The 20974-nt window shown below is 55.3% G+C and carries 19 protein-coding genes and 1 pseudogene; 12 read left to right on the plus strand and 8 right to left on the minus strand.

What is annotated here, in order from left to right; all coding sequences use genetic code 11:
- Positions 1–20: 20 nt before the first annotated feature.
- A complete protein-coding gene (gene pyrD / locus B4056_RS05455; RefSeq protein WP_108569213.1) occupies positions 21–1031 on the plus strand; it encodes a quinone-dependent dihydroorotate dehydrogenase in 1011 nt (336 codons plus the stop codon).
- Between the two features lie 151 nt (positions 1032–1182).
- Entirely contained in the window at positions 1183–1719 is a 537-nt protein-coding gene (locus B4056_RS05460) for a cell division protein ZapC (RefSeq protein WP_039383627.1), read from the plus strand.
- A 3-nt stretch (positions 1720–1722) separates the two neighbouring features.
- On the opposite strand, the gene B4056_RS05465 is transcribed toward B4056_RS05460, so the two are convergent.
- Positions 1723–2832, minus strand: a complete 1110-nt coding sequence (locus B4056_RS05465; RefSeq protein WP_094111464.1) for a YcbX family protein — start codon at positions 2830–2832, stop codon at positions 1723–1725.
- 96 nt (positions 2833–2928) lie between these two features.
- On the opposite strand from B4056_RS05465, the gene rlmKL reads away from it, so the two are divergent.
- The 6 genes from rlmKL to rmf all read left to right on the plus strand — a co-directional run bounded on the left by rlmKL (position 2929) and on the right by rmf (position 10875).
- Positions 2929–5046, plus strand: coding sequence for a bifunctional 23S rRNA (guanine(2069)-N(7))-methyltransferase RlmK/23S rRNA (guanine(2445)-N(2))-methyltransferase RlmL (gene rlmKL / locus B4056_RS05470; protein ID WP_094111463.1), 2118 nt, complete (start codon positions 2929–2931; stop codon positions 5044–5046).
- 5 nt (positions 5047–5051) lie between these two features.
- Positions 5052–6959: an ABC transporter ATP-binding protein gene (locus B4056_RS05475; RefSeq protein WP_288654061.1), complete on the plus strand. Its 1908-nt coding sequence runs from the start codon at positions 5052–5054 to the stop codon at positions 6957–6959.
- A 16-nt stretch (positions 6960–6975) separates the two neighbouring features.
- The gene (gene pqiA, locus B4056_RS05480) at positions 6976–8262 is read left to right on the plus strand and encodes a membrane integrity-associated transporter subunit PqiA (RefSeq protein ID WP_113655658.1); all 1287 of its coding nucleotides are present in this window, start codon (positions 6976–6978) and stop codon (positions 8260–8262) included.
- Complete coding sequence (gene pqiB, locus B4056_RS05485; protein ID WP_039383639.1) at positions 8234–9877, plus strand: intermembrane transport protein PqiB; 1644 nt, start codon at positions 8234–8236, stop codon at positions 9875–9877. The genes pqiA and pqiB overlap by 29 nt, the downstream gene beginning before the upstream one ends.
- The gene (gene pqiC, locus B4056_RS05490) at positions 9874–10440 is read left to right on the plus strand and encodes a membrane integrity-associated transporter subunit PqiC (protein ID WP_039383640.1); all 567 of its coding nucleotides are present in this window, start codon (positions 9874–9876) and stop codon (positions 10438–10440) included. The genes pqiB and pqiC overlap by 4 nt, the downstream gene beginning before the upstream one ends.
- Before the next feature lie 267 nt (positions 10441–10707).
- On the plus strand, positions 10708–10875 hold the full coding sequence (gene rmf / locus B4056_RS05495) for a ribosome modulation factor (protein ID WP_071668711.1): 168 nt from the start codon (positions 10708–10710) through the stop codon (positions 10873–10875).
- A 60-nt stretch (positions 10876–10935) separates the two neighbouring features.
- Here rmf and fabA read toward each other — a convergent pair whose 3' ends face one another.
- A complete protein-coding gene (fabA, locus tag B4056_RS05500) occupies positions 10936–11454 on the minus strand; it encodes a bifunctional 3-hydroxydecanoyl-ACP dehydratase/trans-2-decenoyl-ACP isomerase (RefSeq protein ID WP_039383641.1) in 519 nt (172 codons plus the stop codon).
- 67 nt (positions 11455–11521) lie between these two features.
- Positions 11522–13366, minus strand: coding sequence for an AAA family ATPase (locus B4056_RS05505; RefSeq protein WP_113655657.1), 1845 nt, complete (start codon positions 13364–13366; stop codon positions 11522–11524).
- 70 nt (positions 13367–13436) lie between these two features.
- On the opposite strand from B4056_RS05505, the gene matP reads away from it, so the two are divergent.
- Positions 13437–13901, plus strand: coding sequence for a macrodomain Ter protein MatP (gene matP / locus B4056_RS05510; protein ID WP_139074201.1), 465 nt, complete (start codon positions 13437–13439; stop codon positions 13899–13901).
- A gap of 55 nt (positions 13902–13956) precedes the next feature.
- Here the strand turns inward: matP and ompA are convergent, their stop codons facing one another.
- Positions 13957–15030, minus strand: a complete 1074-nt coding sequence (gene ompA, locus B4056_RS05515) for a porin OmpA (RefSeq protein WP_039383647.1) — start codon at positions 15028–15030, stop codon at positions 13957–13959.
- A gap of 349 nt (positions 15031–15379) precedes the next feature.
- The gene (gene sulA, locus B4056_RS05520) at positions 15380–15871 is read right to left on the minus strand and encodes an SOS-induced cell division inhibitor SulA (RefSeq protein WP_288654067.1); all 492 of its coding nucleotides are present in this window, start codon (positions 15869–15871) and stop codon (positions 15380–15382) included.
- Between the two features lie 221 nt (positions 15872–16092).
- On the opposite strand from sulA, the gene B4056_RS05525 reads away from it, so the two are divergent.
- Positions 16093–16695 (plus strand): TfoX/Sxy family DNA transformation protein, encoded by a 603-nt coding sequence (locus tag B4056_RS05525; protein WP_094111488.1) that lies wholly within the window; start codon positions 16093–16095, stop codon positions 16693–16695.
- 23 nt (positions 16696–16718) lie between these two features.
- On the opposite strand, the gene yccS is transcribed toward B4056_RS05525, so the two are convergent.
- The 3 genes and pseudogenes from yccS to B4056_RS05540 all read right to left on the minus strand — a co-directional run.
- The gene (yccS, locus tag B4056_RS05530) at positions 16719–18854 is read right to left on the minus strand and encodes a YccS family putative transporter (RefSeq protein ID WP_094111458.1); all 2136 of its coding nucleotides are present in this window, start codon (positions 18852–18854) and stop codon (positions 16719–16721) included.
- Between the two features lie 11 nt (positions 18855–18865).
- A complete protein-coding gene (locus B4056_RS05535) occupies positions 18866–19309 on the minus strand; it encodes a YccF domain-containing protein (RefSeq protein WP_094111457.1) in 444 nt (147 codons plus the stop codon).
- A gap of 134 nt (positions 19310–19443) precedes the next feature.
- Positions 19444–19722 (minus strand): annotated as a pseudogene (locus B4056_RS05540) (tyrosine-type recombinase/integrase); the annotation flags it as partial.
- Positions 19723–19805: 83 nt separating this feature from the next.
- Here B4056_RS05540 and B4056_RS05545 point away from each other — a divergent pair.
- Positions 19806–20414, plus strand: a complete 609-nt coding sequence (locus tag B4056_RS05545) for a hypothetical protein (RefSeq protein ID WP_233496302.1) — start codon at positions 19806–19808, stop codon at positions 20412–20414.
- A gap of 189 nt (positions 20415–20603) precedes the next feature.
- Positions 20604–20789 carry a hypothetical protein gene (locus B4056_RS05550; RefSeq protein WP_113655684.1) on the plus strand — a complete coding sequence of 62 codons (186 nt, stop codon included), beginning with the start codon at positions 20604–20606 and terminating at the stop codon, positions 20787–20789.
- Positions 20790–20974 lie beyond the last annotated feature (185 nt).

Below are 20974 nucleotides of genomic sequence, written 5' to 3' on the forward strand. Positions count from 1 at the left end.
ACTGCCATTCAGGAGAGTGCATGTTATATCCCATCGTCCGGCCCGCCCTGTTTAAACTCGATCCCGAGCGCGCGCATGAACTCACTTTCCAGCAGCTGCGTTTTATCAGCGGTACGCCGCTGGAGGGGCTGATTCGGCAGTCGCTGCCGGCGCGTCCGGTAAGCTGTATGGGCCTGACGTTTCCCAACCCGCTGGGTCTGGCGGCCGGGCTGGATAAAAACGCGGAGTGCATTGATGCGTTTGGCGCGATGGGGTTTGGTTTTATTGAAGTCGGTACGGTAACGCCGCGTGCGCAGCCCGGAAATGATAAACCGCGTATGTTCCGTCTGGTTGAGGCGGGCGGCATCATTAACCGCATGGGATTTAATAACCACGGGGTTGATCATCTGGTAGAGAACGTCAAAAAAGCGCGATTTAAAGGCGTACTGGGGATCAATATTGGCAAGAATAAAGATACCCCGGTTGAGCAGGGGAAAGAGGATTACCTGATCTGCATGGAGAAGGTCTACGCCCATGCGGGTTATATTGCGATAAATATCTCTTCACCTAACACGCCGGGTCTGCGTACGCTGCAATATGGCGATGCGCTGGACGATTTGCTGGCGGCGATTAAATTAAAACAGCAGGAACTACAGCAGCGACACCTTAAATATGTTCCGGTGGCCGTAAAGATTGCGCCGGATCTGTCTGAGGAGGAATTAATCCAGGTTGCTGACAGCCTGGTGCGTCACCAGATTGATGGTGTGATTGCAACCAATACCACGCTGGATCGTACGCTGGTCAGCGGACTTAAACATGCAGATGAAGCGGGCGGCCTGAGCGGACGCCCGGTACAGACGCGCAGCACAGAGGTAATCCGCCGGCTGGCGCAGGAGCTGCAGGGGCGCTTACCTGTTATTGGTGCCGGTGGAATAGATTCACTCATCGCCGCACGGGAAAAAATTGCCGCGGGCGCCACCCTGGTGCAGATATACTCCGGATTTATTTATCAGGGACCGGCTTTAATTAAAGATATCGTGACCCACCTCTAAGACATATCTCACTTTCCCCGGCCAGGGGGTTTATTTCTCCCTCTGGCTCGTTTATATTTTCCCCTGTTGTTCTATTTTTCAGCTTTTTGCTTAAAGCGATATTTTATTTTTTAGGCGCCATTTAGCGCAGCAGAATCCCACAAGGCACATCATGAAAATCAAACCCGATGACAACTGGCGCTGGTATTATGACGCCGAGCATGACCGTATGATGCTTGATTTGGCTGATGGCACACTCTTCCGCTCCCGCTTCTCCCGCAAAATGCTGACGCCCGACGCTTTTAACAGCAGCGGATTTTGCGTCGATGATGCCGCACTCTATTTTAGTTTCGATGACCGCTGTCGTGAGAGTGAATTATCCGCTCATCAGCGTGCCGAGCTGATCCTGAATGCGCTGGTGGCAAGCCGCTTCCTCAAGCCGCTGATGCCAAAAAGCTGGCACTTCATCAGCCACAAACATAGCTGGCAGCCGGTCGCGGGCGATATGGTCACGGCTACGCTGGCTGAGAGCGGTGAGCAGGCACAGCTGCTGGTAGTAGAAAGCAGTGAAAACGCGGCGCTCTGTCTGGTGGCGCAGCCGGCACTGAGCATGGCGGGAAAAAGCATGCAGCTTGGCGATGCGATCAAAATCATGAACGATCGCCTGCAGCCGCTGCAGCTGGCGACCTGGTACGCGCGCGCGGTTTAGATTTTATCCCAGCTCAATATCACTGTCCGGAATACAGCTGCAGCTCAGAATAGTGCCGTCAGCACGTACGGCGCTCTGCTTTAACGGCCTGACGGTGCCGGCGACCAGCGTGACTTTACAGCTGCCGCACAGCCCGGCCCGGCAGGAGTAGGGAATACGAAACCCGGCCATCTCCAGCTGCTCCAGTAATACCTGCTGATTATCTCCCTCAAAACGCCGGCCCTGACAGGTAATGGTGACGCTGGCAGGCGCACCTGGCTCTGCTGTCAGCGAAGCTTCTGTTTTGCCGGCACCATAGACGCGCGGGGTATGGCGTTCCAGAATCGTCACGCTGTCGCCGCTGCGGATCAGCCCGCTGTTCAGGGCTATCAGATTGAGGCCAAAATCGATATCACCGCTGCCATCCTGCGCGCTGCGAAAGCCCTGCAGCGTAGTCAGCGGCTCACCCGCCGGATGTTTCTCTCCGTTCTCCGTCCCGATAGTGGTAAATATGCAGCGGCTGCACGGTTTCGGCACGACAAACTCAACGTCACCGATTTGCAGCCGCTTCCAGCTATCTTCATCCCAGGCGGGGGCACCGCTGACCACCAGGTTAGGGCGAAACTGCTCCACGCGTACGCCAGCCGGGCAGCGCTGCTGCAGATCCTGCATCGACGCCATATTGACCAGCAGAAACGGATAGCCGTCGGCAAAGCCGAGCGGCACGGCGTCAAAGCGCTTTACGCGCCGCGTCGGCGTCTCACCTGTCCAGCGCAGCTGTACCGGGCGCGGAAAATAGTCGCTCAGCCAGCGGTTAATCGCTTCCGGCGCGATGCGGGCAGTAAAGGTGTTGCCCCAGACAACGGTTTCGCTCTCTTCTGCTGCAAAGTCGGCATAGCGGATCAGCGCCTGCTGACCGTCCGGCGCGTTAATCAGCAGGCCATCCGGCAGCACAACCGGCGTAAAACGCACCAGCTGCGGAAACTGCCGGGCGGTGATGAACGTCCCGTCAGGCTCGGTGATCATAAAGATGCGATCAAACGCCAGACCGCTCTGCAGCACCTGTGCATGCGACTGCTGCAGGCCGCGCATCGATTTGACCGGGTGAATATAAAGACGGGATAAGGTAATCATCATCGCTCCATGCAGACAAAAAGAAGCTAACTTTATGACATAGGACGCTGATTCGCTATAATGCGCAGCAATTTTAGCAAGAGTATAAGTGACGATATGAATTCTCTGTTTGCCAGTACGGCGCGTGGGCTCGAAGAGCTGTTGAAAACTGAGCTGGACGCGCTGGGCGCGCAGGATTTGCAGGTGGTGCAGGGCGGCGTCCACTTCCGTGCCGACGATCGCGTAATGTATCAAAGCCTGCTGTGGAGCCGTCTGGCTTCACGTATTTTGCTGCCGCTGGGAGAATTCGGTGTCTGGAGTGACCTCGATCTCTATGTCGGCGCGCAGAGTATCCCCTGGGCTGAGCTGTTTGACAGCGAAACCACCTTTGCCATCCATTTCAGCGGCACCAACGACGTTATCCGCAACAGCCAGTTTGGCGCGCTGCGAATTAAAGATGCGATCGTTGACTGCTTTACCCGTCAGGATCTGCCGCGCCCCAGCGTGGATCGCGAGCAGCCCGGTATTCGCATTAACGCCTGGCTGAATAAAGATCGCGTCAGCATCGCACTGGATCTCAGCGGCACCGCGCTGCATCAGCGCGGCTATCGTCAGCAGACCGGTCAGGCGCCGCTGAAAGAGAATCTGGCGGCTGCCATTGTTATGCGTTCCGGCTGGCAGCCGGAAACGCCGCTGCTGGATCCCATGTGCGGTTCCGGCACGCTGCTGATTGAGGCGGCCTTAATTGCCTGCGATCGCGCGCCGGGTCTGCTGCGCAGCCACTGGGGCTTTAGCCGCTGGAAGCAGCATAACGCAGCGCTGTGGCAGGAGCTGCGCAGCGAAGCGCTGCAGCGCGCGCGGGCTGGCACCGCAGCCGCCCAGGCACGCTTCTTTGGTTATGATAACGATGGCCGCGTGCTGGAGTGGGCGCGCGCTAACGCGCGTCGTGCCGGCGTCTTCGAGCTTTTCACCTTTGCGCAGCAGGATGTGCTGAAGCTGAGTAATCCGCTTGACGATAAAAGCGTGACCGGAACGGTACTGAGTAACCCGCCTTATGGTGAGCGTCTGGAGAGCGAGCCGGCGCTGATTGCGCTGCACAGCCAGCTGGGCCGCATTATGAAGCAGCAGTTTGGCGGCTGGAATCTGTCGCTGTTCAGCGCCTCACCCGATCTGCTGAGCTGCCTGCAGCTGCGCGCGGAGCGCCAGTTTAAAGCGAAAAATGGCCCGCTGGAGTGCGTGCAGAAAAATTATCAGCTGGCGGCGTCCGGTGCGGCTGGCAGCGCGCAGATTGCGGAAGATTTCGCAAACCGCCTGCGCAAGAACCTGAAGAAGCTGGAGAAATGGGCGCGTCAGTCGGGCATTGAGTGCTACCGCCTTTATGATGCCGATCTGCCGGAATACAATGTTGCAGTGGATCGCTACGCCGACTGGGTGGTGGTGCAGGAGTACGCGCCACCAAAAACCATCGACGCGGCCAAAGCGCGCCAGCGGCTGTTTGATGTCATCAGCGCCACGCTCAGCGTGCTGGAGATCCCGGCTAACAGGCTGGTGTTGAAAACCCGCGAGCGGCAAAAGGGCAAAAATCAGTATCAAAAACTGGGAGAAAAGGGCGAATTCTTTGAAGTACAGGAGTTCAATGCCCGGCTGCTGGTTAATCTTACTGACTACCTTGATACCGGCCTGTTCCTCGATCACCGTATCGCGCGGCAGATGCTCGGCGAGATGAGTAAAGGTAAAGACTTCCTGAACCTGTTCTCTTACACCGGCAGCGCCAGCGTGCACGCCGGGCTGGGCGGGGCAAAATCCACCACTACGGTTGACATGTCGCGTACCTACCTTGAGTGGGCAGAGCGCAACCTGCGCATTAATGGTCTGACCGGCCGTCAGCATCGCCTGCTGCACGCCGACTGCCTGAGCTGGCTGCGTGAAAGCGACGAGCAGTTTGACCTGATTTTTATCGATCCGCCGACCTTCTCCAACTCCAAGCGTATGGAGGCGGATTTTGATGTGCAGCGCGATCATCTGATGCTGCTGCAAAACCTGAAGCGCATGCTGCGTCGCGGCGGCACCATTATGTTCTCCAACAACAAGCGCGGCTTCAAAATGGATCTGGAGGGCCTGCAACGGCTCGGTCTACAGGCGCAGGAGATCACGCAAAAAACCCTGTCACAGGACTTTGCCCGTAATCGTCAAATTCACAACTGCTGGCTGGTCAGCCACGCCGGTAAGGAATAATTTATATGTCGTTGATCAGTATCCATGGTGCCTACCTCTCATTCAGTGACGCACCGCTGCTGGATAATACCGAACTGCACATCGAAGAGGGCGAACGCGTCTGTCTGGTGGGCCGTAACGGTGCCGGTAAATCCACATTAATGAAAATCATCAACGGCGAACAGCCGCTGGATGATGGGCGTATCATCTATGAGCAGGACCTGATCGTTTCGCGCCTGCAGCAGGATCCGCCGCGTAACATTACCGGTTCGGTGTATGACTTTGTCGCTGAGGGCGTGGCCGAGCAGGCGGAGCATCTCAAAGCCTATCACGCCATTTCGCATAAAGTGATGGAGGATCCGAGCGAGAAAAACCTCAATGAAATGGGCCGGCTGCAGACGATTCTCGATCACCAGAATCTCTGGCAGCTCGACAGCCGTATCAACGATGTTCTGCAGCAGATTGGCCTGCAGGCTGATACAGAACTCTCTTCGCTCTCCGGCGGCTGGCTGCGTAAAGCGGCCCTGGGCCGTGCGCTGGTCAGTAACCCACGCGTGCTGATGCTGGATGAGCCTACTAACCACCTCGATATTGAAACGATCGACTGGCTGGAAACGTTCCTGAAAACCTTTACCGGCAGCATCGTGTTTATTTCGCATGACCGCTCGTTTATCCGCAATATGGCGACGCGCATTGTCGATCTCGATCGCGGCAAGCTGGTCTCCTGGCCGGGAGATTACGATCAGTTCCTGGTGGGTAAAGAGGAGGCGCTGCGGGTTGAGGAGATGCAGAATGCTGAATTTGACCGCAAGCTGGCGCAGGAAGAGGTGTGGATCCGTCAGGGGATCAAGGCGCGTCGTACCCGCAATGAAGGCCGCGTGCGGGCACTGAAAGCGCTGCGTCGCGAACGTTCCGAGCGTCGTGACGTGATGGGCAAAGCCAATATGCAGGTCGGCGAAGCGGCCCGCTCCGGAAAAATTGTCTTTGAGCTGGAGAATGTAAACTACGGCGTCGAAGGCAAAACGCTGGTTAAAGACTTTTCAGCCCAGGTCCAGCGCGGCGATAAGATTGCGCTGATTGGGCCTAACGGCTGCGGAAAAACCACGCTGCTGCGCCTGATGCTGGGGCAGCTGAAAGCGGACAGTGGACGAGTGCACTGCGGCACCAAGCTTGAAATTGCCTATTTCGATCAGCATCGCGCTGAACTCGATCCGGACCGGACCGTGATGGATAACCTCGCGGAAGGCAAACAGGAAGTGATGGTCAACGGCAAACCCCGTCACGTACTGGGTTACCTGCAGGACTTTCTGTTCCATCCGAAACGCGCCATGACGCCGGTACGCGCGCTGTCGGGCGGAGAGCGCAATCGCCTGCTGCTGGCGCGGCTGTTCCTGAAGCCCAGCAACCTGCTGATCCTCGATGAACCGACCAACGATCTGGACGTTGAAACGCTGGAGCTGCTGGAAGAGCTGGTCGACGGATATCAGGGCACCGTACTGCTGGTCAGCCACGATCGTCAGTTTGTGGATAACACCGTTACCGAATGCTGGATATTTGAAGGTAACGGCGAAGTGGGCGCGTTTGTGGGCGGCTATCATGATGCGCAGCAGCAGCGCGCGGCGTACAAACAGACGCGTGTTGCCCCGACGGTTTCCGCACCGGTGAAAACAGCTGAAAAAAATGAAACCCCCAAACGCAGCGCAGGCAAGCTAAGCTATAACCTGACGCGTGAACTGGAACAGCTGCCGCAAAAGCTGGAGCAGCTGGAAGCGCGGATTGGTGAGCTGCAGGCGCAGATGAGCCATCCCGATTTCTTCAGTCAGCCGCATGAAAAAACGCAGCCGGTGCTGGATACGCTGGCGCAGACGGAGCAGGAGCTGGAAACCGCCTTTGCCCGCTGGGAAGAGCTGGAAGCGCTGAAAAACGGCGCATAACACAGAGGAAAAGGGCATGTGCGCAACGTCGCCGCAGGCGCAGCAGTGGATGCTCTGTCCACAGTGTGATTTAACCGTCAGGCTGCCCGCTGTGCCGGCGGGCAGCCGTGCCCGCTGCCCGCGCTGCCATACGCAGCTGCTGGCTAACTGGCATGAACCGCGCAAGCGTCCAACCGGTTATGCGCTGGCGGCGCTGTTTATGCTGGTGCTGGCCAATCTGTTTCCGTTTATCGATATGCACGTCGCCGGTCTCTCCAGCCGCATTACGCTGCCGGAGATCCCGCGCGTCATGGTGCGGGAGGATTACCGCAGCCTGGCTTCCCTGTTTCTGCTGTTTGTGCAGGGTATTCCGGCTTTCTGCATGGTGACGATTTTGCTGCTGGTCAACCAGATTGCTCTGCCGCACCCGCTGCGGCGGGGACTGGCGCGTATTCTTTTTCAGCTGCGCAGCTGGGGCATGGCAGAGATCTTTATGGCCGGCGTGCTGGTGAGTTTCGTCAAGCTGATGGCGTATGGCGAGATCGGCTTAGGCAGCAGCTTCTGGCCCTGGTGCCTGTTCTGCCTGCTGCAGCTGCGCGCGTTTCAGTGTGTGGATCGGCGCTGGGTCTGGCAACAAATAGACGCGCTGCCCGCGCTGCCGTTTACGCCGCAGGCGGGAAAAAGTGGTCTGCAGCAGGGGCTGCGCAGCTGCCCCTGCTGTACGGCTATTCTGCCGGCGACGCAGCCGCGCTGCGATCGCTGCGGGGTAGCCGCGGCACCGCGCCGCAGACATAGCCTGCAGTGGACGCTGGCGCTGCTGCTGACTTCCGTTATGCTCTATATCCCGTCTAATATTATGCCGATCATGGTGACGGAGACGCTGGGTTCCCAGTATCCCTCAACGATCATGGGCGGCGTTATCCTGCTGATGAGCGATGGTTCCTGGCCCGTTGCACTGGTGATTTTTATCGCCAGTATTATGGTGCCCTCGCTGAAAATGGTCGCTATTGGCTGGCTCTGCTGGCACGCCAGCGGGCGCGGCCAGCGGGATGGCGAAAAAATGCATCTGATCTACGAAGTGGTGGAGTTTGTTGGTCGCTGGTCGATGATCGATGTGTTTGTTATCGCCGTGCTCTCTGCGCTGGTGCGCATGGGACAGCTGATGAACGTCTATCCCGCACCGGGCGCGCTGCTCTTTGCCCTGGTGGTGATATTAACCATGTTTGCCGCTATTACATTCGATCCGCGTCTGATTTGGGATCGCCAACAGGAAACTGAACGTAAGGAGTCGCGTCTTGACGGACAACAATCACGGGACTGCTAAAGTCGATCAGATCAAACGCTGGTCGCCAGTCTGGATCGTACCCATCGTTACGCTGTTGATCGGCGGGTGGATCCTTTTTTACCACTTCAGCCACCAGGGGCCGCTGGTGACGCTGATCACCGAAAACGCCGAAGGCATCGTGGCGGGTAAAACCACTATCAAAAGCCGCAGCGTGGATGTGGGCACCGTAGAGAGTGCGGTGCTGACTGACGATTTGCATCACGTCGAGATCACAGCCCGTCTGAACGCCGGCATGGAGAAGCTGCTTTATAAAGACAGCGTGTTCTGGGTGGTTAAACCGCAGATTGGACGCGAAGGGATCACCGGTCTTGGCACACTGCTTTCAGGCGCCTATATCGAGCTGCAGCCCGGTGCAAAAGGCGAACAGCCGGAGCATTATCAGCTGCTCGATTCACCGCCGCTGGCGCCGCCGGATGCGAAAGGGGTCCGCATTGTGCTCGACAGCAACAAAGCGGGTCAGCTCAATCCGGGCGATCCGGTGCTGTTCCGCGGTTACCGCGTCGGCACGGTGGAAACCAGCACCTTTGATACTGACAAACGTATGATGACCTATCAGCTGTTTGTCACTGCGCCTTATGACCGGCTGGTGACCACAAATGTGCGTTTCTGGAAAGACAGCGGCATTGCCGTTGATATGTCTGCTTCGGGGATGCGCGTGGAGATGGGCTCACTGACCACGCTGTTTAGCGGCGGCGTCAGCTTTGACGTACCGGATGGCTGGGATCTGGGTGAGGTCGCACAGAACAAAGCGGATTATCATCTTTATGACGATCAGCGCAGCATTCAGGATTCACTCTATACCCGACACACTGATTTCCTGATGTTCTTCAGTGATTCGATTCGCGGCCTGCAGGTGGGTGCACCGGTTGAGTTCCGCGGTATTCGTCTGGGAACCGTCGCGCAGGTGCCTTATATGATCCCGGGTATGGACCAGGCGCTGAACACAGATTATCGCGTGCCGGTGCTGATTCGCATCGAACCCGATCGCTTTACCGCACGACTGGGCAGTGATTTTAATCTGGAGCAGCATCTGCAGGATGGGAAGAAACGTGGCCTGCGCGGCACGCTGAAAACCGGCAACCTCCTCTCCGGCGCGCTGTTTGTCGATCTCGATTTCTACGATAAAGCGCCAGCCTATAAAGGACCGAACAGCGTAGCAGGTCTTGAGGTGATCCCTACCGTCAGCGGTGGTCTCAGCCAGATCCAGCAGAAGCTGATGGCGGCGCTGGATAAGATCAATGCGCTGCCGCTTAATCCGATGATTAATGAGGCGACCGGCACGCTGAAAGAGAGTCAGCGCACGCTGCGTCAGCTGCAGAATACGCTGAATAATCTGAACCAGCTTACCGGCAGTCCGGCAATGAAAACATTGCCTGCTGATATGCAGCAGACGCTGCGTGAACTCAACCGCAGCATGAAAGGGCTGCAGCCGGGATCGCCAGCGTACAATAAACTGGTGGGAGATATGCAGCGGCTTGATCAGGTGCTGCGTGAGCTGCAGCCGGTGCTGAAAACGCTGAATGCGAAAAGCAATGCCCTGGTATTTGAAGCGAAGCCAGGCCAGGATCCGCAGCCAAAGAGGGCGAAACAGTGAAAAAAGCCATCATCGCAGGAGCTATGTTGCTGCTGGCAGGGTGCAGCACAACCATCGACACCACCTACTATCAGCTGCCGGCAGGCAGCAGTACGGTACGCGTCGCCAGCAGCGCGGGCAGCAGCCAGCCGATGCTCTGGGTGGAACATGTGAATGTGCCTGACTATCTGGCAGGCAACGGACTGGTTTATCAGACCAGCGATGTCAAGTATGTCATTGCCACCAATAATCTCTGGGCCAGCCCGCTCGATCAGCAGCTGCAGCAGACGCTGATTGCTAATCTGAGCCAGGCGCTGCCGGGCCGCGTGGTCGCCGCGTCACCGCATGGAGAGGGCTACGATACGCTTAACGTCAGCGTAAGTGGCTTTCAGGGACGTTATGACGGGCGGGTCGTGGTCAGCGGTGAATGGCTGCTGCAGCATCAGGATCAGCTTATCAAGCGCAGCTTTAGTGTGACGTTGCCGCAAAATGAGGATGGTTATGATGCGCTGGTCCGCACGCTGGCTGCAGGCTGGCAGCAGACCGCACAGCAGATCGCGGACAGTGTGGCTTCGCTAAATTAGGAATTGGTTTAGATAACTGCTAAGTCCCTGATTCTTCGTAGCAACGTTGCACCGGAGATCGGGGGCTTTTTTTTGCCTAATCAGAAACATAGACACTGCTTTGACATTTCTTTATGTCGTTTTAACGGCAAAACCGTGACGCTGGCGTGAATTTTGCGCATTGCTTTTTCTGCGCATTGGGGTTAGAACTTTACTGTGGCTGAACATTAATTCGCCACTCTTTCTTTCCACCAGATTCCACCAGACCTGAAATGAGGGAAACGCGGTATGAAGAGACAGAAGAGAGACCGTTTAGAACGTGCACATTCACGCGGTTATCAGGCCGGCATTACTGGCCGCTCTAAGGAGCTGTGCCCCTATCAACTGATCGATGCGCGGTCTCACTGGCTGGGAGGCTGGCGTCAGGCCATGGAGGACAGGTCGGCGGTGGCGTAGCCCTGCCGGATGTCAGCAAAGGGAAAACCTCCGCCGCGGCGGAGGTTTTGTTAAGCAGGATCAGAACGCAGAGGTATCTTTAAACAGACCGACTTTCAGATCGGTAGCGGTGTAGATCAGATTACCGTCAACAAAGACTTCACCATCTGCAACACCCATCACCAGCTTGCGGTTGATTACGCGCTTGAAGTGAATTTTATAGGTCACTTTTTTCGCTGTTGGCAGCACCTGACCGGTAAACTTCACTTCGCCCACGCCCAGCGCACGGCCTTTGCCTTCCGCGCCTAACCAGCCGAGATAGAAACCAACCAGCTGCCACATGGCATCCAGGCCCAGACAGCCAGGCATAACCGGATCGCCTTTGAAATGGCAATCGAAGAACCAGAGGTCGGGGCGGATATCCAGTTCAGCTTCAACAAAACCTTTGTCGAAGTTACCGCCATCTTCGGTCATTTTGACCACACGGTCCATCATCAACATGTTGTCAGAGGGCAGCGGTGGCCCATTTTCGCCGAACAGTTCGCCGCGACCTGAGGCAACCAGGTCTTCTTTGCTATAGGATTCGCGTTTATCTACCATGTTCTCAATATGCCTTCTTTTAGTGAAGCCCGAATATTAGCGAACAGTTGTACGCCGGGCAATGCCCCTATTTGTGGTTAAACCAGTTGAGCCAGCGTAACGGCCACGGGCGGGGTGCAGATTCCTGCTGGTTAAACTGCGTAATGCGGGTCTGAATCATAGTCAGCAGCGATTCACCGCTCTCGCTCTGCCACGCCACGCCGGTCAGCAGCGGCAGGGCTTCATCGATACGGTCAATTGCCCACAGATGAAACTCTCCTGCTTTCACCGCGTCAACGATCTCCTGACTAAGACTGAGATGACGCACGTTAGAGGCAGGCAGAATGACGCCCTGCTTACCGGTCAGCTCACGCGCCTGGCAGACATGAAAAAAGCCTTCGATTTTTTCGTTGAGGCCACCGACCGGCTGCACATTACCAAACTGATCAACAGAGCCGGTCACCGCAATCTGCTGGCTCAGCGGCTGATTAGCCAGCGCGCTGATTAATGCGCACAGCTCAGCCAGCGAGGCGCTGTCACCATCCACTTCAGAGTAAGATTGCTCAAACACCATCGAAGCGGAGAAAGGCAGTGGCTGATCGAGTTCCAGCTCAGCAATCAGATAGGCCTGCATAATCATCATGCCTTTGGCATGAATATTGCCGCCCAGCTCAGCTTTACGCTCCACATCGTTGAGTTCGCCATCGCCCGGATGCACCACACAGGTAATACGTGACGGCTCGCCCCAGGCGCGCGGGTGCCCCGGAAACTCAATAACCGACAGGCCATTGATCTGTCCGATAACCTCGCCATCTGTTTCAATCATGATCTGATTTAGCAGGATCTCATCGCGCATGCGTTCAGTAAGGTAGTTTTCCCGCCACTGGCGTGCTTCAAGCGCCTCCGTCAGCGCTTCACCATTGATGATGTCGCCGTGCAGGGCGGCCTCATGCAGCTGTCGCCTCAGCCAGCGCGGACAGAGCGGCAGCGTATCCTGATCGCCGGTAAAACGTACCGCTTCCGTCAGCAGCGGTGGCCAGAAATCAGCCTCCGGAGCATTAAGGTCTGCCCGTGCTGCCTGCGTCAGAACCCACTGACACCAGTTGAGCATATCGCTCTCATCAGCAATCTGCAGATTCTCTTCAAACTCACTGTAGAGCGCCATTTCGTGCACTTCGGCATCCAGCTCCTGAAAGCTGGCCAGCGCATCGCGATCGCCGCACAGAACCAGCCGGACGCTGAGCGGCAGAGCTGGAATTGTTACCGGCAGGGGCTGTCGCTCATCCTGCGAATACCACTCAAACCGCTGCAGTTCAATACACCGGCGCAGACGCAGCCAGAGCAGGGGCTGTGCCAGCAGCGTATTAATGGAGAGGATCAGCGTGCCGCCGTTAGCGCGATGCAGCAGCCCGGGCTCAGGCATCACGCGATCCTTATACTGACGCACGCAGCCAAACAGCTGCTCTGCTTCGATCCAGTCAGCATAAAACACGCCGCCGCTACTGGTAAAAGGACGGTTGATGTCTGAAGGCGGCAGCAGCGTAACGGTGTCGCCCATCACATGATAGTCACCGCCATAGAGCTGCCCGGCATCAGGCTGAAAACGCCGTGCGGCCCCGGCAATCCAGGCGAGATAGTCGCTATTTTCCTGGCTGCGTAACAGTAGCAGCGGAAAACCCGCAGACTGATGGTGTAAATGCGCCAGCGCATTCAGCAAACGCGGCTGAACCGCGGCAAGGCTATCGCTATCTTTCAGTGAAACCGTTGAAAAGAGGGTCTGCCAGGGGGTGCTATCTGGCTGCAGGGCTTGCCACGTAAGTTGGTTGCTGGTCAAAATATTCGCATTAGTCTGATTTAGGAAAAGCGTGATTATACAGGATACAACCGGGTTTATCACGGCGAGTTCCGGTAGTGAATGTGACAGGAGCAACATGTTTTTCGTTGCTGCATCGCGCAAAAAAGCTGTTATTCTTAAGTTGTTACGTGGTCACGGTGGGATTCCGATGAAATACCAGCAGCTTGAAAATCTGGAAAGTGGATGGAAATGGAAATACCTGGTGAAAAAACATCGGGAGGGGGAGCTAATCACCCGCTATCTGGAGCTCAGCGCGGCACAGGCTGCGGTTGACGCGCTGCTTGCGCTGGAAAATACGCCGGTTGAGGTGAACCAGTGGATTGCGCAGCATATTCATCCGGGTCTGGAAAATCGCCTGAAGCAAACCATACGTGCCCGCCGCAAGCGTCACTTCAATGCTGAACACCAGCATACGCGTAAAAAATCTATCGATTTAGAATATCTGGTGTGGCAACGGCTGGCGGGCCTGGCGCAGCGTCGCCACTGCACGCTCTCTGAGACAATTGTACAGCTGATTGAAGATGCCGAACGGAAAGAGAAATATGCCAGTCAGATGTCTACGTTAAAGCAGGATCTGCAGGCCATCTTAGGCAGCGAAGAGAACAAAAAGTAAGCATATAGCAGAAACAAAAAACCCCGCCGGAGCGGGGTTTTTTTTACGCGATAACTTAAGCCTGTGGCTGAGTTACAACGTCTTTGATGCCTTTCACGTCGATCTCAACGCGACGGTCTGGACCCAGGCAGTCGATCAGGGCATTACGGCCTTTCACGCTGTCACAGGTGTTGCCAGTAACCGGGTTGGATTCGCCCATGCCACGTGCAGAGATTTTGTTAGCCGGGATACCTTTAGATACCAGGTAGTCGACAACAGACTGAGCACGTTTCTCAGACAGTTTCTGGTTGTACTGGTCTGAACCGATGCGATCGGTAAAGCCCAGAACTACAACGGAACCATCTTTAGGATCCATTGAGCTCAGCTGGCTGTACAGCTGATCCAGAGCCTGCTGACCTTCTGGCTTCAGGGTAGATTTGTTGAAGGTGAACAGCACGTCAGATTTCAGAGTGAAACGCTTGGTTTCAACAACCGGAGCTGGTGCCGGAGCTGGTGCAGCGATTGGTGCAGCAGCTTCATCCTGACCGAAGCGGTATGCAACGCCTACGCTCAGCATGCCGTTGTCTGGACGCGCGCCAACGGTACCTGCATCACCAATGTTGTTAACCCACTGGTAATCCAGACGGGTTGCCCAGTTCTTGGTCACTGCGTATTCAACACCCACTGCAGCCAGCGGAGAAACGCCGGTGTCGTGGTCGCTGCGGCGTTCGCCGGTCAGAGTGTTGTTCTGGGTAGAATCTGCACGCCATACCATGCCACCCAGGCGGGTGTACACGTCAAGGTCATCAGCAATCGGGTAGCTCAGTTTAGCTGCCAGCTGAACGCCCTGCGCTTTGAATGCGCCGTTGATGTTGTCGCCTTTGTTAGGCATACGGCCCAGCCAGTCATAGCCCAGCTCGAAGCCCAGGTATGGGTTCGCCTGATAGCCCAGGAAAGCACCTGCGCCCAGCTGAGATTCGTGAGTTGGACCGTCGTTGTTCGCGTAACCGTTACCGTAGTAACCAGTATCGTGATACTGAGACCAGCCCAGTTTAGCACCGGTGTACCAGGTGTCATCTTTAGGAGCGGCCTGCGCTACGGTAGCGAAGCCAGCCAGTGCCACTGCAATTGCGATAGCTGTCTTTTTCATTTTGCGCCTCGTTATCATCCAAATAGGCAATGAGCAAAAAGGTTGCTCTTGGTTGTAATCCTTCGCCGGGTCTGAACGCTCGCTTATGACTCTACCGAAAAAACGGAGGTTATTGAGCACCCTGGCGAGCTAAAGTCTACAACGAGATTGAAAACTTACAAGTATGATGTGAGGTGAGCAGGTAAAAAAACAGGTGTAAATACACACATTTTAACAATTGACGGGGCAAAATTTTCGGTCTGTAAATAGAGAATTGCAGCTAAGCCCTTGTCCTGACTGGCGGGAACATTATCAGTAGCTTAGCGGCAACAGGCCGGAAAAAAAAGCTGAGATAAATCTCACTTTTTACTTAATGAAACAAATCCGAGGGAATTTTTGTGCTTCCGGGTTGTCTGGCAGAAATGATATCGGCTTCTTCCGGTCGCATAATCAGACCCAAAGCTTCGCCTTCTTCTGCTGCCAGCTGCAGCATCTGACGCTCATTCTCATGCAGTTCACAGGGTATCCAGGCAAGCACTACGCTGTAATTTCCGGTACGCAGCGCTTTCGCCATGTTCTCAACCGTACTGATCCGGTCTGATTCAGTAATATGCATACTTTTCTCAAGCGGCAGACCAGACTGCTGGATCCAGCGGCGGCTGACTTTATGCGCTGGCGTCAGCCAGAGCTGCCAGCGTGACTGTTCGCTCAGCTGTTTGAGCACCGGAAGCAGAAGCAATTGCATCATGCCAGGATGCTCACTGTAGCGTAATTCCGTTATACCGCCCATTGACGGCTGAACTGCAGTGGAAGGCGCTAACCAGGAGGAACGATCAACAGGGCCAGAGGAATGCGTGCGCATAATATACTCGCTCAGTAGTGAACTGGATGAATGTACAGTACTGTTTAAATTAACAGAGATCAACTTCATTTTCTGAAAATGTCTCTCAAAACTGGCAGAAGATGGCACCAAAAGCGTTTTATTCGTTGAATCAGTAAATCGTTTTTTTTATCTTCTAACTAAATGAATAGTCACTGTTTTATAGGAAATACCCTGCACAAGGAATGAGGAAAAGGGACATGATGAAGCGAAAAAATGAGGTAGTGGAACAATCGATCGACGCCCTGTCGGTTCTGGGAGATATAGAGTCGCGTACGCAGTTTGGCGGCTATGCGCTGGCTATTGAGCGCGTGGTGTTCGCCTATATTGATAATGACACGCTCTACCTGCGCGCCAGTGAGGCGCTGCGGCTTTATGCCGTTCAGCGGCCGCTGGAGCCGCTGGTTTACCGCAAGCGCGGTATCCCTGTCACCCTGAGCTACTTCAAAGTGGATCAGCAGCTATGGCAGGACAGGAGACAGCTGATCAGTTTGTCAGCCAGCTCCCTGCAGGCGGCACAGGCTGATGCCGCAGTAAAACATATTTCGCTGCGGCTCAAAGATCTTCCTAATCTCAGTTTGCGTATGGAGCTGATGCTGCATAAAGCGGGGATCAGCTCAGTGGAATCACTGCAGGAGATGGGGTCACGACAGAGCTGGCTTAAGCTGCGCAGCGTCAACAAGCATGTCGGGTTGAAAACGCTGCTGGCACTGGAAGGAGCGATCTCTGGCCATCATCAGGCGGCGCTTCCGGCAGACGTAAAAGAGGCGTTGAGCAGCTGGTACCAGGAGCGGCTACGCCGGTAAACCCGGGAGCCGCTGTTACTGTTTCAGGCCTGCGCCAGGGCGCGGCGCAGGCGGGCGATCTCAGGCAGCAGCGTGATCAGTAAATCGAGCTGCTGCAAAATCAGAGGTGCCTGGGCTTCAGAGCTGGTTTTCAGTTCGCCGATGCGTTGCTGGAGCGTATGTTGCATCGCGGCTACCCGATCGTTTGTCACGCACTCAATCTGTAAAACATCCTCAACAAAACAGACGGCGTCATCAAGCAGCGTGAGCAGTTTCCCCGGTGATAAGCGGGTGCGATGTGCACCCAGCGCTGAGATATAGCTCAGAAACGAGTGATTAAGACAGAGCAGTCTGAAGGCGTGCTCCCGCAGCGTCTGATCTGCCCGGCGTTCACTATTTATATTCGATACCACAGAGGCGAGTTCGGCGTCAGCGTTGTGCGCATCCCGGCGTGCGACCCGGTAAGCCAGCCGGTTATCTTTGCCCTGATGATACTGTTCCATGATGGCATCCAGATAGCGGCAGTTAGCATTCAGCGCGCGATCGGCTATTGTGGTGAGCTTGCGAAAACGCCAGTCAGGCCAGACAAACGCCACCGCCAGCCAGGCGAGTCCGCATCCCAGAAGCGTATCAACAATACGCGGCAGGGCCACGTCAAAGCCTTCACCCAGTAAATTGAAGCAGAGCAGTACCAGCAGGGTAATAAACAGCGTGGCCTGCGCATACTGAATCTGACGGAAAGCAAAAAACAGCACGCCGCTGAGGACGATCAGCAGCAGCTGCCCCTCCACCGAGGGCACCAGCCACAGCACCGGCAGCCCGATTGCCACACCTGCCAGCGTCCCCCCGATACGCAGCGCCAGCCGGCGACGCGTGGCGTTATAGTTGGGCTGACAGACAAACAGGCTGGTAAGCAGTATCCAGTAACCGCGCTGCAGCCCGGTAATCTGAATAAAGGCATAACCTATACAGAGCACCAGCGACATTCGGATGGCGTGGCGAAACAGCGGAGAGGCGGGCGTAAGGTGACGGCTCAGACGCAGACGTATATCGGACCAGCCACGCAGCGTGTCACGCGAAAGATGGTGCTCACTCTGCAGCGGCGTCTCAAACAGCTGCTGTTCTGAAGCAAGCGAAGCAAGTTGCGCGTCAATGGCACGCAAATTACGCAGTAACCAGGAGAGCGGGGCGGTATGTCCGGCATCCGGGTCGCTTTGCTGCAGGCGCTCAAGGGCCGTTTCAAGGCGCGCAAAAGCACGCTCAAAATGGCTGCTGTGATGCCAGCGCTGGCGCAGTACGATCGTTTCAGCCAGCTGGCGACACGCCTGCGCCTGCATATTCAGCAGACGCTGAAAACGGAACAGGATTTCGTTGTAACGCCAGTTATTTCGCAGCTGATGATACTGTATGTGCGAAGAGCTGGCGCGCTCATGAATATCCTGCGCCACAAAATAGTAATGCAGGCTGCGGCGGGTACTGCGCGAACCCCGATCGCCGCGCAGCCGGCTCTGAATGGTATTTTTAGTCTGATTTAACTGCGCGACTAACTGGCTGTTAGCCATTGCGGTGGCAATCAGAGCGGCATCATCCTGCTCACCGCCGTCCGGATCAAACAGGTTTGCTTTCGCCTCAAGATAACGCGCCAGCTGGGAAAAGCTGGCCGCCAGCTGCTCCTGAACGGGTCGCACCGGAAACATCAGGTGGCCAATAAAGGTCAGCAGATTGTACCAGAGTGCTCCCGTCAGCAGCAGCGCGGGCTGCATCCACCACTGTGGAAAGAGCCCGATACCCAGCATGGTATATACCGCAATCAGCAGGGCACCAAACGCGATGGTCGCGTAACGCTGGCCAAGCGCGCCCAGCAGGATAAATCCCCAGCTTGAGAGCGCCAGGCCGGCAGTGAACGCCCAGGGTCTGGGGAAAAGCAGCTCAACGGAGACCGACGCGATACAGAAGCAGCACAGGGTGATGATCAGATTGCGCAGACGGCCTGTCCAGCGGTCGTCAAGATCGGCCAGCGCGGCAGCGACCACCCCCAGCGTAAGCGGAATGGTCCACTCTACCTGCTGCAGCCACCAGGGAAACGCGGCGCAGCCCGACAGCGCCAGAAAAATACGCAGCAGATAGCGCAGGCTGCTGTTAAACAGATAGCGGCGCCAGGCGGGCATAGCGTCGGACATAAACCGAATCCTCAGTAGCGGCGGCGCGCGTTAGCTTCACGCGCTGCCTGCGCCTCTTCGACGCTGACCACCCGACGGCCAACCGGCCAGAGTGAAATCGCAGCCAGCTTAAAGTGCGCCAGCCCGGTGGGAATACCGATAATGCTCAGACACTGCACGATTCCGGTTGAGATATGCATTACGCAGAGCCACCAGCCAAAGAAAATAAGCCAGAAGATGTTCAGAAATGTACCGCCAGCGTTGAGAAACGCACTTTTGCTGTCAGGACGCAGTACATCAACGTGAACCGCTTCATTGCCGAACGGAACCAGCGAAAGTTTTGTGATTTCCCAGCAGGAGCGCGTCAGCGGCAGCGTAAAAATCAGCACAATGCTGACCAGCGTGGCAAAGAGCCAGCCAAGCGTAGTGAGAAAGCCGCCAAGGATAAAATTCAGAATATTAAGAACGGTGCGCATAACGCGTTTTTCCTTTTGCAATCCGCAATATGTGCCGCCAAGTTTAGCCTGTATTTGAAAGTCTCATTTAACATTAGCTACTTAGCAACAAAAATAGTTAGTTAAGTTAATTTTAAGCGCAGTGAAATGCAGTGTTATGAATCCTCTGCTGCCATATTGCTGCCACCAAAATTCGCGATTGGATTAAGCTGAGCAGCCTCTTCAGGATGATCAGGAGCAAAGTGTGCATATCTCATAGTTTCACGAAAATTGGCATGGCCCAAAATCCTCTGAAGTACCAGAATGTTACCCCCATTCATCATAAAATGACTTGCGAAACTATGCCGAAGCACATGCGTGTTCTGGCCCTCTGCTAACTGAATATTAGTAGTCGCTATCATTTCCCGGAAGGCACGATAGCAGAGTTGAAACATCTTATCTTCAAGTGGACGCAGGAGACTGGGCTGGCTACGTTAATGCGCAGGGCGGCCCGTTTGTCCGTCGCGACGAGCTGGCCGTGCGCACCTGGTATCAGGCAAGCGAAGATGTAAACGAATACGGCGAGGAAACCGTGCGCATCAAAGGCGTATTTGCGGCTGAGGTTGGCGAGGATACGCCGATCTTAACCCGCCTGGCACAGTGGAAAATTGTTCCGAAGCGTGCCGTTGAATTGGGTTTTGACCTTCAGGACGCGCCCGCGTCCTCCCGGAGTTCTGTCAATAACTGTACGGGCGGTTTGAGATCTGGGGATTCAATGCCGCCCGGAGGTTATGAGAAATTGAACCTTGAGAGCATGAGCCGGAAGGAGCGGCGGCAGCTTCTCAACCGGATAAGAGCGGATCAGCCTGAAAAGCGGCACCTGAAGCTGAGGCGCTCAGATAAAGTTGAGGCCGCGTGCGATAACGTAATCAGCCAGGTAAGGGATTTAAGTGGCGAAACCATCAGCCGGGGTCTTGCTGTGCGTCTGCTGAGCGGCGCGCAGACGGAGATTGGCGATCGGATGTTCCGTAGCAACGCATATGGTGATTTGTTCCGCCCCATCATAAAGCCTGTCATTGAAAGCCCATTAACCCGCTTTAACCGTCTGGCTGAAAAGTGCGGTGTAAAAGTGCATCGCAATGGATAGGTTTCTCAAAGTACCTTAGCTATACCTGGTGTAAAAACACTGATTTGTTAGCAAAGCGAGTTATTCAGCATGCTATAAAACCCTTTCTGTATCATGAGGATAAAATTTATCTGGCTATCTATATTTCTCTTTCTTACAGTACCAGTGCTATGCTACTGTATAAAAACACAGTATATTTGGGGAGGGAAAATGGAAGCTCAGGAGTTAATGCAAATGCATAAGAAGATGGCGTGCGTTCAGTTCATAGCGGAGATTTCACTCATTGCTAATTGCAAGCCATCAGATATGGAATTAGCAATGACGATAATCGCGGAGCTGGCCGGTTCCGATACCCGACAGCATAAAGATGATGAAATTTTTTATGCTGCGCTGTGATAATCCTATACAGACGATCTGCCCGATAAGCTCTAAACCAGCCGGTAACTGCTCAGAGAGCAAAAACAGAACAGTCGAATAATGAGCATCGCGAGGTGTTAGGTTATGGGCGGACGTGATTACAATTTTCAGATCGTGTTCAGAGGAAAAAGTCTGCCTTACTTTCAATCGGGGGGGGGGGGGGG

The organism is Pantoea sp. UBA7232 (genome assembly GCF_002473195.1).
GTDB classification, from domain to species: domain Bacteria; phylum Pseudomonadota; class Gammaproteobacteria; order Enterobacterales; family Enterobacteriaceae; genus Pantoea; species Pantoea eucrina.